Origin of the sequence: Oerskovia gallyi (genome assembly GCF_014836745.1) — a bacterium.
Taxonomy (GTDB): domain Bacteria; phylum Actinomycetota; class Actinomycetes; order Actinomycetales; family Cellulomonadaceae; genus Oerskovia; species Oerskovia paurometabola.
In genome coordinates this window covers 86,317-101,452 of record NZ_JACSQE010000008.1, presented here as the reverse complement: position 1 = coordinate 101,452, position 15,136 = coordinate 86,317, and the positions used below count along the sequence as shown (strand labels likewise).

14 protein-coding genes are annotated in these 15,136 nt (G+C 72.5%); 6 read left to right on the top strand and 8 right to left on the bottom strand.

Translation table 11 applies throughout. From position 1 onward, the window contains the following. Positions 1–2 precede the first annotated feature (2 nt). The 4 genes from rsgA to H9640_RS11375 form a co-directional block, all read right to left on the bottom strand. Entirely contained in the window at positions 3–1,142 is a 1,140-nt protein-coding gene (gene rsgA / locus H9640_RS11390) for a ribosome small subunit-dependent GTPase A (protein WP_191790822.1), read from the bottom strand. Further along, the gene (gene aroA / locus H9640_RS11385) at positions 1,142–2,485 is read right to left on the bottom strand and encodes a 3-phosphoshikimate 1-carboxyvinyltransferase (RefSeq protein ID WP_191790821.1); all 1,344 of its coding nucleotides are present in this window, start codon (positions 2,483–2,485) and stop codon (positions 1,142–1,144) included. Before aroA ends, rsgA begins: the two co-directional genes overlap by 1 nt. A 176-nt stretch (positions 2,486–2,661) precedes the next feature. Further along, the gene (locus H9640_RS11380) at positions 2,662–3,276 is read right to left on the bottom strand and encodes a DoxX family membrane protein (protein ID WP_191790820.1); all 615 of its coding nucleotides are present in this window, start codon (positions 3,274–3,276) and stop codon (positions 2,662–2,664) included. 277 nt (positions 3,277–3,553) lie between these two features. Beyond that, positions 3,554–4,099 (bottom strand): ferritin, encoded by a 546-nt coding sequence (locus H9640_RS11375; RefSeq protein ID WP_191790819.1) that lies wholly within the window; start codon positions 4,097–4,099, stop codon positions 3,554–3,556. A 161-nt stretch (positions 4,100–4,260) separates the two neighbouring features. On the opposite strand from H9640_RS11375, the gene H9640_RS11370 reads away from it, so the two are divergent. Beyond that, positions 4,261–5,067: a sigma-70 family RNA polymerase sigma factor gene (locus H9640_RS11370; RefSeq protein ID WP_400274691.1), complete on the top strand. Its 807-nt coding sequence runs from the start codon at positions 4,261–4,263 to the stop codon at positions 5,065–5,067. Then, positions 5,064–5,387, top strand: coding sequence for a mycothiol system anti-sigma-R factor (rsrA, locus tag H9640_RS11365; RefSeq protein WP_191790818.1), 324 nt, complete (start codon positions 5,064–5,066; stop codon positions 5,385–5,387). Before H9640_RS11370 ends, rsrA begins: the two co-directional genes overlap by 4 nt. A 190-nt stretch (positions 5,388–5,577) precedes the next feature. On the opposite strand, the gene H9640_RS19825 is transcribed toward rsrA, so the two are convergent. After that, positions 5,578–5,652 (bottom strand): 50S ribosomal protein bL37, encoded by a 75-nt coding sequence (locus tag H9640_RS19825; protein ID WP_156968370.1) that lies wholly within the window; start codon positions 5,650–5,652, stop codon positions 5,578–5,580. 148 nt (positions 5,653–5,800) lie between these two features. Here H9640_RS19825 and H9640_RS11360 point away from each other — a divergent pair, with 148 nt between their 5' ends. The 3 genes from H9640_RS11360 (at position 5,801) to H9640_RS11350 (ending at position 8,282) form a co-directional block, all read left to right on the top strand. Continuing rightward, complete coding sequence (locus H9640_RS11360; protein WP_191790817.1) at positions 5,801–6,778, top strand: DUF4097 family beta strand repeat-containing protein; 978 nt, start codon at positions 5,801–5,803, stop codon at positions 6,776–6,778. Further along, positions 6,778–7,380, top strand: coding sequence for a PadR family transcriptional regulator (locus tag H9640_RS11355; RefSeq protein ID WP_191790816.1), 603 nt, complete (start codon positions 6,778–6,780; stop codon positions 7,378–7,380). The genes H9640_RS11360 and H9640_RS11355 overlap by 1 nt, the downstream gene beginning before the upstream one ends. Before the next feature lie 104 nt (positions 7,381–7,484). Then, positions 7,485–8,282, top strand: a complete 798-nt coding sequence (locus H9640_RS11350) for a DUF4097 family beta strand repeat-containing protein (protein WP_191790815.1) — start codon at positions 7,485–7,487, stop codon at positions 8,280–8,282. Between the two features lie 148 nt (positions 8,283–8,430). Here the strand turns inward: H9640_RS11350 and H9640_RS11345 are convergent, their stop codons facing one another. Together H9640_RS11345 and H9640_RS11340 are read right to left on the bottom strand one after the other, a co-directional pair. Beyond that, positions 8,431–9,036 carry a GDSL-type esterase/lipase family protein gene (locus tag H9640_RS11345; protein ID WP_318243747.1) on the bottom strand — a complete coding sequence of 202 codons (606 nt, stop codon included), beginning with the start codon at positions 9,034–9,036 and terminating at the stop codon, positions 8,431–8,433. 88 nt (positions 9,037–9,124) lie between these two features. Next, positions 9,125–10,039, bottom strand: coding sequence for an aldose 1-epimerase family protein (locus H9640_RS11340; RefSeq protein WP_318243746.1), 915 nt, complete (start codon positions 10,037–10,039; stop codon positions 9,125–9,127). Positions 10,040–10,187: 148 nt separating this feature from the next. On the opposite strand from H9640_RS11340, the gene H9640_RS11335 reads away from it, so the two are divergent. Continuing rightward, positions 10,188–11,183, top strand: coding sequence for an aldo/keto reductase (locus tag H9640_RS11335; protein ID WP_191790812.1), 996 nt, complete (start codon positions 10,188–10,190; stop codon positions 11,181–11,183). Between the two features lie 90 nt (positions 11,184–11,273). Here H9640_RS11335 and H9640_RS11330 read toward each other — a convergent pair whose 3' ends face one another. Next, positions 11,274–15,134 carry a multifunctional oxoglutarate decarboxylase/oxoglutarate dehydrogenase thiamine pyrophosphate-binding subunit/dihydrolipoyllysine-residue succinyltransferase subunit gene (locus H9640_RS11330; protein ID WP_191790811.1) on the bottom strand — a complete coding sequence of 1,287 codons (3,861 nt, stop codon included), beginning with the start codon at positions 15,132–15,134 and terminating at the stop codon, positions 11,274–11,276. Positions 15,135–15,136: the final 2 nt, after the last annotated feature.

Genomic DNA, 15,136 nt, shown 5'->3' with positions numbered 1-15,136 from the left:
GCTCACACCGTACCGGTGCGCGCCGCCAGCAGACGTCGGAACGACTCGACACGCGCGGTACGCGCCGCCTTCTCGTCCTCGGGGGACGCCTCGAGCCAGTCGTCGAGCGCGCAGTCGGGTGCCCCGTCGAGGTGCGTGCAGCCGCGCGGGCAGTCCTCGGCGACCACGTCGAGGTCGTCGAACGCCTTGAGGAGGTTGTCGACGTCGACGTGGGCGAGCCCGAACGACCGCACGCCGGGCGTGTCGATGACCCACCCCGCGGGGTTGCCGTCGGCGTCGGGCAGGCGCAGCGCGACGGCCGACGTCGACGTGTGCCGCCCGCGGCCCGTGACGTCGTTGACGACGCCCGTGGCCCGGTACGCGTCCGGCACCAGGGCGTTGACGAGCGTCGACTTGCCGACGCCCGAGTGGCCCACGAGGACCGACGTGCGGCCCTCGAGCTCGGCGCGCACGGCCTCGAGCGGCTCGATGCGCCACGCGTCCTCGGCCGCGTCGGAGGCGTTGTGGCCGGGCTCGTCGCCGTGCCCGCCGTGCCCAGCCCCGTCGCCGGTGCCGGTCCCGGCGGGAGCATCGTCGTGCACCCGCCGGGTGACGACGACCTTGACCCCGATGGGTTCGTAGAGCTCGCGCAGCGGCGCCGCGTCGGCGAGGTCCGCCTTGGTGAGGCACAGCAGGACGTCCATGCCCGCGTCGTAGGCGGCCACGACGCAGCGGTCGATCATGCGGGTGCGGGGCTCGGGCTGGGCCAGGGCCGTGACGATCACGAGCTGGTCGGCGTTGGCGACGATGATGCGCTCGTACGGGTCGGTGTCGTCGGCCGTGCGCCGCAGGGTCGAGGTGCGTTCCTGGATACGGACGATGCGCGCGAGCGTGCCGTCCTCGCCCGTGGTGTCGCCCACGATGTCCACGCGGTCGCCGCACACCACGCGGTTGCGGGTCAGCTCGCGCGCCTTCATCGCGAGGATGGTGCGCTCGGTCGGCAGGTCCTCGTCGAGCAGGAGCGTGTAGCGCCCGCGGTCGACGCCCGTGACGAGACCGGTCTCGGCGTCCTCGTGCTGTGGACGCTGCTTGGTCCGCGGGCGGGAGTTCTTGTTGCTCGCCCGGTCGTGGAAGTCGGACTCGTCGCGGACGCGCCGCGCCATCAGCTCGCCGATCCCGTGGCGCTCAGCATGCGGTCCCACATGGCGGTGAACCCGGGCAGGGTCTTGGCGGTCGTCTCGACGTCCTCCACGAGCACGCCGGGCACGCGCAGCCCGATCAGCGCGCCCGAGGTCGCCATGCGGTGGTCGTGGTAGGTGCGGAACGTGGCGCCGCGCAGCGGGCGCGGCGTGATGACGAGCCCGTCGTGCGTCTGCTCGGCCTGCCCGCCGAGGCGCGTGATCTCGGTCGCGAGCGCGGCCAGGCGGTCGGTCTCGTGCCCGCGCAGGTGCGCGATGCCGCGCAGGCGGCTGGGGGAGTCGGCGATCGCGGCGAGGGCCGCGATGGTCGGGGCGAGCTCGCCCGCCTCGTGGAGGTCGACGTCGATCCCGCGGACCTCGCCCGTCCCGGTCACGGCCATGACCCCGTCCGCCAGCTCGGCGCGGCCGCCCATCGCGGTGAGGAGCTCGGCCATCATGGCGCCCGGCTGGGTCGTGACGGCGGGCCAGCCGGGGACGCGCACGGTCCCGCCGACCACGAGGGCCGCGGCGAGGAACGGCCCGGCGTTCGAGAGGTCGGGCTCGACGTACACGTCGCGCGCGGCGATCGGCCCGGGGGAGACGGTCCAGATCGTGGGGCGCGAGTCGTCGACCTCGACGCCGACCTCGCGCAGGACCTCCACGGTCATGTCGATGTGGGGCACGCTCGGCAGCGTCGGGCCGGTGTGGCGCAGCGTGACGCCCTCCTCGAAGCGCGCGGCGGCGAGCAGCAGGCCCGAGACGAACTGGCTCGACCCCGACGCGTCGACGTCGACGTGCCCGCCGCGCACCGCGCCGCGCCCCGTGATGGTGAACGGCAGCGTGTCCTTGCCCTCGACCGGCACACCCAGGTCGCGCAGCGCGTCGAGCACAGGCCCCATGGGGCGCACGCGTGCACCCTCGTCGCCGTCGAACCGCACGGTGCCGTCGGCGAGGGCCGCGACCGCGGGGACGAAGCGCATGACCGTGCCGGCGAGGCCGCAGTCGATCTCGGCGGGGCCGTGCAGCGCGCCGGGCGTCACGTGCAGCTCGCTCGGGTCGTCGCCCTCGGTGATGCCCACGCCCAGGTCGCGCAGCGCCGCGGCCATGAGGTCGGTGTCGCGGCTGCGGAGCGCGCCGCGCAGCACGCCGGGCCCGTCGGCGAGGGCCGCGAGCACGAGGAGGCGGTTGGTGAGCGACTTGGAGCCCGGGACCGCGACGGTCGCGTCGAGCGGGGCACCGGCGGTCGTGCCCGTCCGGCTGGGCGCGGGCCACGCCGGTAGCGCGGGGGTCGTCTCGGCGGGGCGGGCGGCAGGAAGGTCGCTGGTCACATGCCCCAGGTTATGGCACCGGGACTCGGGAAGGGCCTTCCGTCCGGTCCTCGGCCGGGCCCGTCCGCGGCCCGACGGCGTCGCTCACCTGTCGTGGTCGGGCTGCGGTGAGCGACGCGTCGGCTGCGCCGGGGGTGCCGGGCGCGCCGGGCGTGCCGTCAGTGCCGTCAGTGCCGTCAGTGCGAGACGGCGCCCTTGACGGCACCGGTCGCCGAGCTCGCGGCGCGCCGCGCCGTCCTGCCCGCCTTCCGGGTGCTCGCCGTCACGGCGTGCGTGGCCTTGTCCGTCACGGACTCGACCTTGTGCTTGGCCGCGTCGACCTGGTGCTTGGCGTTCTTGGCGAGGTCGATGTCCTTGCGGGCGCGGTCGACGCGCCAGCGGACGCCGGGGCGACCCTCGTAGTCGGCCCCGGCGATGAGAGCCGCGCCGATCGCGCCCAGGTTGGCCACGAACTTGCGGGTGCGCACGTCGCGAGGCACGTCGCTCGGGGTGAAGGGCTGGTTGACGACCGCGAGGGGGACGCTCAGGGCCGCGAGCGTGAGGGCCGCGGTCCGTGGGGCCTTGCCGACCGCGAGGAACAGCCCGGCCACGGCGGTCGCGGCGCCGTGCGCGCGGACGAGCGCCGAGACCTGCTTCTCGCTGAGGGGCTCCTCGACGCCGAGCTGCTGGCCGACGAGGCTCACGCCCCGCCGGGCGGCGCGCACGTGCTCCGCGGGCTTGAGGGCGGCCTGCACGCCGTCGTAGATGAACCAGGAGGCCAGCATGGGCCTCGCGACGTGACGCAGCAGCATCGGTGGGTCTCCTTCGTCGAGCGGGTGCCGGTGAGAGCGGCGGACACCGGGACGCTGGTGCCGCACCCGGTCGACCCAGCCTGTCCCATCGCTGCTCAGCATGCCACCGGGCGTGCACCCTCGGGGTCGCACGCGCCGGGGAGCGGGGCGTTCGAGGGCGGCGCGAGGGGCGCACGCAGGTGCGCGTCGTCGTCTGGCCGCAGGGTCCGTCGACGGGACCGGGCCCTGGCGAGGGCGGAGCCGGGACCGGCCCGGCTCCGCCCGTGAGCTCATCAGGTCAGAGCGCTCCGCCGGCCGCCTCGGGGGCGTCCGCGGACTCTCCGCCGTCCCCGATGGTCTCGCGGGCCACGTAGTTCTCGAGGTCGAACAGGTTCTCGCCGGCGCGGCGGGCGACCGTCAGGAGCGTCGTGGCGGACGCGACCTCCTCGACCTGCTCCTTGAGGAACCACAGCAGGAACTGCTCGCCCAGGGCGTCGCCCTCCTCGCGGGCCGCGCGGAAGATGGCCTCGATCTGGTCGGTGACCTGCTTCTCCTGGTCGAGCGCGAGCTGGAGTGGCTCGAGCACCGAGTCGAAGTCGTTGCGCACCGCGCCCGTGCCGGGGATCGAGATCTCCAGGTCACGGTCGAGGTGGTACTGGACGATCATCATGGCGTGGTTGCGCTCCTCGACCGACTGGCGGTAGAAGTGCGCGGCGAGCTGGGGCAGGTCGTGCGCGTCGAACCACACGGCGATCGCGATGTACTGCTGGTGGGCGTCGAGCTCGTGGCCGACCTGCTCGCGCAGGAGGGTGCGGAACCGGGAGTCGGGAGTCGTGGTCGTCATGCGGTCACGCTAGCGAGGATCGCGCCCGAGCACACCCGATGGTTGCCTGCCCTCACTGAGCGCAGGCTCGCCTGACCATCCGCCCGCCCCGCGGAGGCGCGGGACCCGCGGCATCAGGCGGCTGCGGGAATGCCAGGGGGCACCCGGCGGTTGTGCTGAGCGTGACATGTGTACTGGAAGCGGAAGCGGCCGTCAGCGCCCCCGCCGCACCGAGCCTCGAGGTCGTGCCGTTCGGCGCGGTCGCACCTTCTGCGCTCTCGGCGGACACCCGACCGGCAGGAGGACTAGGCTCGTTGTCGATGACGGACCAGATCAGCAGCAGCGCAGGCGACCTCTCGGGCGCCGATGACGCCGAGGACACCAACCGGGCCCCCTCCACGGAGGACGACGCGGCCCGTTCGGCGCGCTTCGAGCGCGACGCGCTGGTGTACCTCGACCAGCTCTACTCGGCGGCGCTGCGCCTGACGCGCAACCCGACCGACGCGGAGGACCTGGTCCAGGAGACGTTCACCAAGGCGTTCGCGGCGTTCCACCAGTACCGCCCGGACACCAACCTCAAGGCGTGGCTCTACCGGATCCTCACCAACACGTTCATCAACAACTACCGCAAGAAGCAGCGCGAGCCGCTGCAGTCCGCGGCAGAGGACGTCGAGGACTGGCAGATCCACCGCGCGGCGTCGCACACGTCGCAGGGGTTGCGCTCGGCCGAGGCCGAGGCGTTGGACCGGCTCCCGGACTCCGACGTGAAGAAGGCTCTCCAGGAGCTGCCGGAGGACCGCCGGATGGCCGTGTACTACGCGGACGTCGAGGGCTTCCCGTACAAGGAGATCGCCGAGATCATGGGCACGCCGATCGGGACCGTGATGTCGCGGCTCCACCGTGGTCGGCACCAGCTGCGTGATCTCCTGAGCGACTACGCAAAGGACCGAGGACTGGTGGGGGCCAAGACCCCCGGAGGTGAGTCGTGAGTCAGCAGAACGTGGGCACGGAGGCGCAGGACGAGGTCATCGTGCCGATCCCCCACTCGACCGAGGGTGAGACCGAGTGCGAGCACGCGCTCAAGCACCTGTACGAGTACCTCGACTCGGAGATGACCTCCGACGACGAGGTGCGCATGCGTGCGCACGTCGCACACTGCTCGCCGTGCCTGGCCGAGCTGAGCGCCGAGGAGCTGGTCAAGCAGCTCGTGCGCCGCTCGTGCCACGAGCAGGCTCCCGTCGAGCTTCGGCTGCGCATCCAGGCGCAGTTCACCGTACTGCGTACGACGACGGTCGTCGAGGGCATCTGACGCGCCGTCCGGGGGAGTGACGCCGTCGGGCACCTCACCGCTCCTGCGCGGGCCGGCCGCCGGTCGGCTGCGGCCGCGGCGGGCCGCCTCCCGAGAACGTCGAAAGGGCCCGTCCTCACCGAGGTGAGGACGGGCCCTTTCGTCGCACTCGCCCGCAGGGCGCGTGATCGCGGCCCTGGCGGGCTCGTGATCAGGCGTTGGGGCGCTTGCCGTGGTTCGCTGCGCTGCCCTTGCGGCTGCGACGCTTGCGTCCGCGCTTGCTCATGATTGCTCCTCACGCCGGATTCTGTCTGCTCCATGTTCCCACATCTGGGGCTTGTCCTGGTCCAAGACGCGATATATCGTGTGACCAGAAACGCGATACATCGCGTTCATGGGACCGGGTGGGACACCGCAGGAACGCGAGGAGAGACATGGCGACCGAGAACTGGACCGTGACCGGTCCGCAGACGATCGACGTCGGGCCCGTGGACCGCCTCGACGCGAACCTGCTCAACGGACGCATCGACGTCGTGGTGCACGACGAGCCCGGCGTCCGCGTCGAGGTCCACTCGATCGAGGGGCGCCCGCTCGAGGTGCGTCTCGACGGCGACCGCCTCACGGTCGGGTACTCGCCCACGGGCGGCTGGCAGGGCTTCCTCGACTCGTTCCGCAACTACCGCGGCAAGGACCGCGCGGACGTCTACGTCGGCGTGCCCGCACACGTGCGGGTCAAGCTCGCGACCGTGCGCGGCGACGGCCTCGTCGCCGGCACCCAGGCGAAGGTCTCGGTCGCCACGGTCGGCGGTTCGGTCATGACGACGCAGACGACAGGCGCGGTCCGCGTCGACACGGTCTCGGGCGAGGTCACGGTCCGCGACCACGTGGGCACCCTCGTCATGGACTCCGTCTCGGGCGACCTCACGGCCTCCGGGGCGCTGACCGACGTCAAGCTCAACACCGTCTCCGGGAACGTCACGCTCGACTCGAGCGCCACGCCCGACGTGATGAACGTCAACGCGGTCTCGGCCGACGTCCTGGTGCGCGTCCCCGAGCCCGACGGCCTCGACTACACGCTGCGCTGCGTGAGCGGTCGTCTCGTGGTCGACGGCGTCGAGCACCGCGGCACGCCCGGCGGCGCCTACCGCCAGGCCGGCCCGTCCGGGACCCCGGGAAAGAAGCTCCAGGTCAACTCGGTCTCGGGGAACGTCACGGTGCTGCGCGGCGAGCCCGCGGACGCCGCCGCGTGGGACGGTCCCGCCGGTCAGGCCACCGGCACGGGCGCCCACCCGTGGTCGTACGACGACGCCCCGACCGACGCGTACCCGGGCGACGGCGCCCCGTGGGGCACGGCGGACAGCCGGGCGACGTGGACCGGCGGCGGGCCCGCGGACGGACCGGCGGACCGCTGATGGCCTCCGTCTTCGCCCACGGAGAGCTCCGGCTCTACCTCCTCGCGCTGCTCGAGTCCGGGCCCAAGCACGGCTACGAGCTCATGACCGAGCTGAGCGACCGCTTCGGGGGGACCTACCGCCCCAGCGCTGGCACCATCTACCCGCGCCTCGCCCGGCTCGAGGGGGAGGGCCTCGTGCGGCGCAGCGACAGCGCCCGCAAGTCCACGTACGAGCTCACGCCCGCCGGGAGGGCCGAGGTCGCGGCCCGCCGGGCGGACGTCGCGGCGCTCGAGGACGGGATCGCCCAGACCGTGCGCACACGGGCGCACGCCCTGCGCGCCGACATCGAGGGCTCGATGCAGGGGCTGCGCGCCGAGCTCGCGGCCGCGGCCCAGGAGGCGCGTGTCCGCCCGCGGCCCGCCGCCACCCCGGACCCTCGCCGCGGCGAGTCCTACGCCCGCCGTGTCGAGGCCGAGGCCATGGTGCAGCGGTTCCGCGACGACGTCCGCGCCGACCTCCGGCGAGCCGACGCGAGCAGCGCGGTCACCGAGCTGACGCTCGAGACGCTGCGGACGGTCCTGGACTCCGCCCGGCGGGCGGTCCGGGGGACGCTGCCGTGACCGGCGGCCCCGCGGCGGAGGGTCCGGCCGACCGGTACGGCCGGCACGACACGAACCAGCACGACACGAACCAGCACCACACGCAGACGACGAAGGAGAACGACATGGGAACCGAGTCCTGGGTCATCGCAGCACCCCAGCAGATCGAGGTCGCCGACGTGGCGTCGCTCGTCGTGGGCCTGAACAACGGGGCGGTCGAGGTCGTGAGCGACCCGAGCCGCGAGTCCGGCGCGACCGTCGACGTGACCGACGTGAGCCCCCGGCCCCTGCGGGTCACCACGCACGCGGGCGAGCTGAAGATCGCGTACGACTTCGACGGCGTCGAGGGCGTCGTGGACCGGGTGCGCGGCCTGAAGGACAAGGACACCGCGACACTGCGGGTCGTGCTCCCGGCGCACCTGCCCGTCAAGATCGCGACCGCACGCGCGGCGGCGACCGTCAGCGGGACGCGTGCCCCCGTGTCGGTCACGACTGCCGACGGGGCGGTCACCGTGACCGACACCGTGGGTCCGCTCTCGGTCAAGACCGTCGGGGGCCGCGTCGCCGTCACCACGCACGACGGGGACGTCAAGGTCGGCACCGCCTCGGGCCGCGTCGAGGCCGAGGGCGCGCTCGGACGGGTCACGATCAGCACGGTCACCGGGGACGTGGTCGTGGAGGCCCGCGAGACGACACCTCTCGTGACCGCCAAGACCGTCTCGGGCGACGTCACGCTGCGACTGAGCGAGGGCGCGGGGGTCAACCTCAAGGCGCGCGCGGTCACGGGCAAGGTCGTGCTCGACGGCGCCCCCGTCCCCAGCGCGCAGTCCCGCACCACGTCCGTGGACCACTCCGAGGGCACGAGCGGCGCCTACGTGTCGGTCAGCACGGTCTCGGGCAACCTCACGGTCTCGCGGGGCTGACGACACCGGGCGGCCTGCGCCCGGAGACGTGACAGCGGCCTGCGGTCGCCCCTGCACGGGGCGGCCGCAGGCCGCTGTCGTCGCATCAGCCCGGTCCGGTCACCCTCGGCGGGCGGGAGCGTCGCCCTCGGCGGGCCGGACGCCCGGCCTACGTGACGTCGTCGGGCAGGCCGAGCCACGCGTGCCAGCCCGTGTGCAGGACGAGCCAGGCCATGAGGCCGTAGCCCGCCTGGCCCGGGTACCCGCCGCCGCTCGTCGCGAGGTCCGCGAGCCACTGCTCGTGCGTGACCAGGGGCGTGAACGTGTCGACGTACGGGACGCGCCGCCGGTTGGCCACGTCCGCGAAGGCCGCCGAGAGCTCGGCGACCCGGTCGTTGTCCTCGGGACGGCCCGGCGGCGGGCCGACGACGAACGTCGGCAGACGACGGTGCTCGGCCACGTCCAGGACGTTCGCCAGGTTCAGGCGCGACCGCGCGACCGACAGGCCCGCGTCGAGGTCGTGACGGCCCAGGGCGAGGACGAGCCGGTTGTCGGCCTCGGGGTCGTGGTCGAAACGCCTGCTCGTCTCGGCGTCCCAGCGCTGGCTCATCGCCGTCGTCGTCTCGCCCGGGATCGCGAGAGGAAAGATCATCGCCGTCCCCGGGAAACGGGTGCGCGCGACCACGCGCCCGGCCCAGCCGAGGCCCTTGGCGTCGCCGACGCCCGCGCTCAGCTCGTCGCCGACCACGCAGATCCGTACTTCAGGTTCTCCCACGGTGATGTGCTCCTCGTTCGCTCGCGCACCATTGTCTGTCACGACCGGGCTCCCGTGCGGGATGTCCGGCCGGTCGGGCGGCATCGCGTCAGAGGAGCGTCGCACCCCACACGGCCTCGTGCGAGGCCCCGGGGGCGAGCCGGACGAGGCGCTCGCCCGTCCGGAACGCGTCCGCGACGCAGCTCATGGGCTCGGCCGCGACCCCCGTGCGCCGGTACCCGGCCGCCGAGACGTGGTCGCCGGTGCACACCTGCCACGTGCCCATCGAGGGGTCCATCCACACCGCTGCCGTGCGGCCGTCGGGAGCGGCCAGGCGCATCCAGGACAGGTCGTCCTCGTCCCGCAGGACGTCGACGTACGCGTCGTCGAGGTCGATGCCCGCGAGCAGGCGGGGCTCACGCAGGTCGTAGTCGCCCGCCGCGGGCTCGGTGCCCGTCGGCAGCAGCCGTTCGTCCGTGGTGACGCGCGTGCGCGCGTCGAGGCGCAGCGTGCACTCGTCGACCGATGCGTCGCCCGGGGACAGCCACGGGTGGAACCCGACGCCGTAGGGTGCGTCGGTCGTGCCCACGTTCGTCGTGCGGGCCGTGACGCGCAGCCCCGCGTCGCTCAGCGCGTACGTGACGCGGGCCACGAGGTCGAACGGGTAGCCGGGCGTGGGGACGAGGTGCAGCTCGAAGGTCACGGCCGAGGGGGACTGCTCGACGACGTCCCAGCGCTCCCAGCACACCAGGCCGTGGATGGCAGTGCTCCGCGGCACCTCGGTGACCGGGAGCTGGTGCTCGATCCCGTCGAACGTGTACTGCCCGTCGCGCAGGCGGTTGGGCCAGGGGAGCAGCACGGCACCGTGCGACGCGGGGGCGAGCTCGTCCTCGCCGAAAGGGGTGAAGACGTCCCGCCCGGCGACCGAGTACGTCCGGACGGTCGCACCGACCTCCGTGAGCGTGGCACGGTGGTCACCGTGCTCGATGTGGATCTGGGAACCGGAGGGCGGGTGGATGTTCACGATCACACACGTTACTGGGTGCGGAACGCCCGTCGAGCAGGGACAGTAGAACCCGGTTGCGCCACCCTCTCGGGGGCACGGCCCAGCGACGCACCGTCCCCGGTCCTTCCGGGAGCGGGAGCACCACCCGCAGGACGAGGAGGAACACATGGAACGACGAGTGCTCGGACGCACCGGACGACTGGTCTCGGTCGTCGGGCTCGGCACCTGGCAGCTCGGGGCGGACTGGGGTGAGGTCAGCGAGGCCGACGCCCGCGCCGTGCTCGACGCCTCGGCCGAGTCGGGCGTGACCTTCTTCGACACCGCCGACGTCTACGGCGACGGCCGCAGCGAGGAGATCATCGGGTCCTACCTCGCGGACAACCCCGGCGCAGGCATCACGGTCGCGACCAAGATGGGCCGACGAGCCCCGCAGGAGCCCGCGAGCTACACGCTCGCGAACTTCCGCGAGTGGACGGACCGTTCGCGCCGCAACCTCCGCACCGACCGGCTCGACCTCGTCCAGCTCCACTGCCCGCCGTCGTCGGTCGTCGACGACGACGAGGTGTACGACGCGCTCGACACGCTCGTGGCCGAGGGAGCCGTCGCGGCCTACGGCGTGAGCGTCGAGACCGTCGACGAGGCGCTCGCGGCCATCGCGCGCCCCGGCGTCGCGACGGTCCAGATCATCCTCAACGCGTTCCGGATCAAGCCCCTCGACGAGGTGCTCCCCGCGGCCTCCGAGGCAGGGGTGGGGATCATCGCCCGCGTCCCGCTGGCGTCGGGCCTGCTGTCCGGGAAGTACACGCGCGAGACGACGTTCGCCGAGAACGACCACCGAAGCTTCAACCGCGACGGCTCCGCGTTCGACGTCGGCGAGACCTTCTCCGGGGTCGACTTCGCGACCGGCCTCACCGCGGCGGGGGAGTTCACCGCGCTCGTGCACGACGTGCTCGGACCCGACGTGACCCCGGCCCAGGCCGCGATCGCCTGGATCTGGCAGCAGCCCGGTGTCTCGACCGTGATCCCGGGGGCTCGCAACGTCGACCAGGCCCGCGCCAACGCCGAGGCCGGCTCCGCAGAGGTGATCGGCCCCCTCTTCGCGTCGGGCGTCCGGGAGATCTACGACCGCTACCTGCGCGAGCAGGTCCACGGCCGCTGGTAGACCTCCCGCGCACGCACGACGAAGGCCGCCTCCCCGTCCAGGGAGGCGGCCTTCGTCGTAGCCCTCAGGGGCTCAGCGTGCGGGTCCTGCTCAGCGGGCGAACGCCTGCTCGAGGAGGACGGCCTGCTGTGCCTGGTGCTTCTTGGCCGTACCGGCAGCGGTCGAGGCCGACGCGGGGCGTGAGACGACCCGGACGCGAGGCAGGTCCTCGGGCAGGTTCACGTGGACGAACGACCACGCACCCTGGTTCTCCGGCTCGTCCTGGACCCACACGACCTCGGCGCCCGCGTACTTGGCGAGCTCCCGGCGGATGCCGTCCACGTCGAGCGGGTAGAGCTGCTCGAGGCGGACGATGGCCGTCTTGTCGTCCCCACGCTTGGCGCGCTCGGCGACCAGGTCGTAGTAGACGCGGCCCGTGCAGAGCAGGACGCGGTCCACGGACGCGGGGTTCGCCGTCGGGTCCCCGAGCACCGGCTGGAACGTGCCGGTCGTGAAGTCCTCGACCCCGGACGCGGCCGCCTTGAGACGCAGCAGCTGCTTGGGTGTGAACACCACGAGCGGACGACGCGGGCGGGCGTACGCCTGCTGACGCAGCAGGTGGAAGTACGACGCCGGCGTGGAGGGCTGCGCGACCGTGAGGTTGTTCTCGGCGCACATCTGCAGGAAGCGCTCGATACGCGCCGACGAGTGGTCCGGCCCCTGCCCCTCGTAGCCGTGCGGCAGCAGCATGACGACCGAGGAGTTCTGGCCCCACTTCTGCTCGGCCGAGGAGATGAACTCGTCGATGACGGTCTGTGCGCCGTTGACGAAGTCGCCGAACTGCGCCTCCCACAGCACCAGGGCGTCAGGACGCTCGACCGAGTAGCCGTACTCGAAGCCGAGGGCCGCGTACTCGCTCAGCGAGGAGTCGTAGACCCAGAACTTCGCCTGGTCCGCCGACAGGTACAGCAGCGGGGTCCACTCGGCACCCGTCTCGCGGTCGTGCAGGACGGCGTGGCGCTGCACGAACGTGCCGCGACGCGAGTCCTGCCCGGCGAGGCGCACGGGCGTGCCCTCCACGAGCAGCGAGCCGAAGGCGAGCAGCTCGCCGTAGCCCCAGTCGATGCCGCCGTTGGCGGACATCTGGTTGCGCTTCTCGAGGAGCTGAGCCAGCTTGGGGTGGACCGTGAAGCCCTCGGGCGGCGAGACGTGCACCTGACCCACGCGCTCGATGATCGACTGGTCGATCGCGGTCTTCCACCCGACCATCGTGCCGGCGTCCTCACGCTGGGACTCAGGACGCTCCAGGCCCGCGACGGGCTCGGTCGCGGGCGACGGGGTGAAGCCGCCCTCCTTGGTCTCGGTGAAGACGCGCTCGAGCTGGGCCTGGTAGTCCTGCAGGACGTGCTCGGCCTCCTCGAGCGTGATGTCGCCGCGTGCGACGAGGTTCTCGGTGTAGAGCTTGCGCACCGAGCGCTTGGCCTCGATCAGGTTGTACATGAGCGGCTGCGTCATCGAGGGGTCGTCGCCCTCGTTGTGCCCGCGGCGGCGGTAGCAGATCATGTCGATGATCACGTCGCGGTCGAACTGCTCGCGGAACGCGAAGGCCAGCTCGGCGACGCGCACGCACGCCTCCGGGTCGTCACCGTTCACGTGGAAGATCGGGACCTGGTAGCCCTTGGCGACGTCGGTCGAGTAGAGCGTCGAGCGCGACGAGGACGGGCCCGTGGTGAAGCCGACCTGGTTGTTGATGATGACGTGGATCGTTCCGCCCGTGCGGTACCCGCGCAGCTGCGCGAGGTTCAGGACCTCGGGGACCACGCCCTGGCCCGCGAAGGCCGCGTCGCCGTGGATGAGGATCGGCAGGACGGAGAACCCGTCGCCGCCCAGGTCGATGCGGTCCTGCTTGGCGCGCACGATGCCCTCGAGCACCGGGTCGACCGCCTCGAGGTGCGAGGGGTTGGCCGCGAGGTAGACGCGCGTCTGCGCACCCGACTCGGCCGAGAACGTGCCCTCGGTGCCGAGGTGGTACTTGACGTCGCCCGAGCCCTGGACGCTCTTGGGGTCCTGGTTGCCCTCGAACTCCGCGAAGATCTGCGCGTAGCTCTTGCCCGCGATGTTCGCGAGGACGTTGAGGCGGCCACGGTGGGCCATGCCGATGCAGACCTCGTCGAGGCCGCCGTCGGCCGCCTTGGACAGCACCGCGTCGAGCAGCGGGATGACGGACTCGCCACCCTCGAGCGAGAAGCGCTTCTGGCCGACGAACTTGGTCTGCAGGAAGGTCTCGAAGGCCTCCGCGGAGTTCAGGCGGCGCAGGATCCGCAGCTGGTCCTCGCGCGGGGTGCGGGCGTACCCGGACTCGAGGCGCTCCTGGAGCCAGCGGCGCTGGGCGCGGTCCGCGAGGTGCATGTACTCGATGCCGATCGAGCGGCAGTACGAGTCGCGCAGCAGGCCGAGGATGTCGCGCAGCGTCGACTTGGTCTTGCCGCCGAACCCGCCCGTAGGGAAGGTGCGGTCCAGGTCCCACAGCGTGAGGTCGTGGGTCTGGACGTCGAGGTCCGGGTGCTTGCGCTGGCGGTAGGCGAGCGGGTCGGTGTCCGCCATGAGGTGGCCGCGCGAGCGGAACGAGTGGATGAGCTCGGCGATCTTGGCGGGCTTGGCGGCCTCGATCTCGGCGTCCGTCGTGTTGTCGCGGGTCCAGCGGACCGGCTCGTAGGGGATGCGCAGCGCAGCGAAGACGCGGTCGTAGAACCCGTCCTCACCGATCAGCTTGGTGCCGAGGATGCGCAGGAACTCGCCGGACTGGGCGCCCTGGATGATGCGGTGGTCGTAGGTCGACGTGATCGTCAGGACCTTCGAGACGCCGAGGCGCGCGAGCTGCTCGACCGAGGCGCCCGCGAACTCCGCGGGGTAGTCCATGGCGCCGACGCCGATGATCGTGCCCTGGCCCTGCATGAGGCGCGGGACCGAGTGCACGGTGCCGATGCCACCGGGGTTGGTGAGCGAGATCGTGGTGCCGGCGAAGTCGTCGACCGTGAGCTTGTTGCCGCGAGCCCGGCGGACCAGGTCCTCGTAGGCCGCCCAGAACTGGGCGAAGTCCATCTGCTCGGCCTTCTTGACGCTCGGCACGAGGAGCTGGCGGGTGCCGTCCGGCTTGGCGAGGTCGATCGCGAGACCGAAGTTGACGTGCGCCGGGTTGTTCACCGCAGGCTTGCCGTCGAGCTGCGTGTAGCTCGCGTTCATGGCCGGCATCTCGCCGAGGGCCTCGACGAGCGCGTACCCGATGAGGTGCGTGAACGAGATCTTGCCGCCGCGCCCACGGGCGAGGTGGTTGTTGATCACGATGCGGTTGTCGACCATGAGCTTGGCCGGCACGGCGCGCACGGAGGTCGCCGTGGGGACCTCGAGGCTCGCCTCCATGTTCACGACGACGCGCGCGGCGGGGCCGCGCAGCTTCTGGACGTCGTCCGCGGCGTCGGGCGTGTCGGACTTCGACTTCGCTGCGGCGACCGCGGCGTACGGGGCCGTCGCCGGCTGCGCGGTCGCGACCGGGCGGTTGGCCTTCACGGCCGCGATCGCGGCGTTGACGGTCGGGTCGGCGGGGACCACGGGGGACTTGGGGCGCTGCGCCGACTCGCCGGCGGCCGAGCCGTCGGTCGCGGGGACGGCGGCCGTGCGGGCCGGCGGCGTTGCCGGTGCGTTCGCCGGGATCTGGACCGCGGGGGCCGGGGTCGCGACGGGCTGCGTCGTGGTCCCGGCGACGGGGGCTGCGGGGGCGGCAGGCGTGCTGCTCCCGTTCACCTCGCTCGCCTTGTCCCCGGGACGGTAGTCCGCGAAGAACTCCCACCACGCGGGGTCGACCGCGTTCTTGTCCTTGAGGTATTGCTCGTAGAGCTCGTCGACGAGCCATTCGTTGGCGCCGAACACAGAACTTGCTGCGCTGATCGACTCTGACTCAGCCTTCGGGGACACGC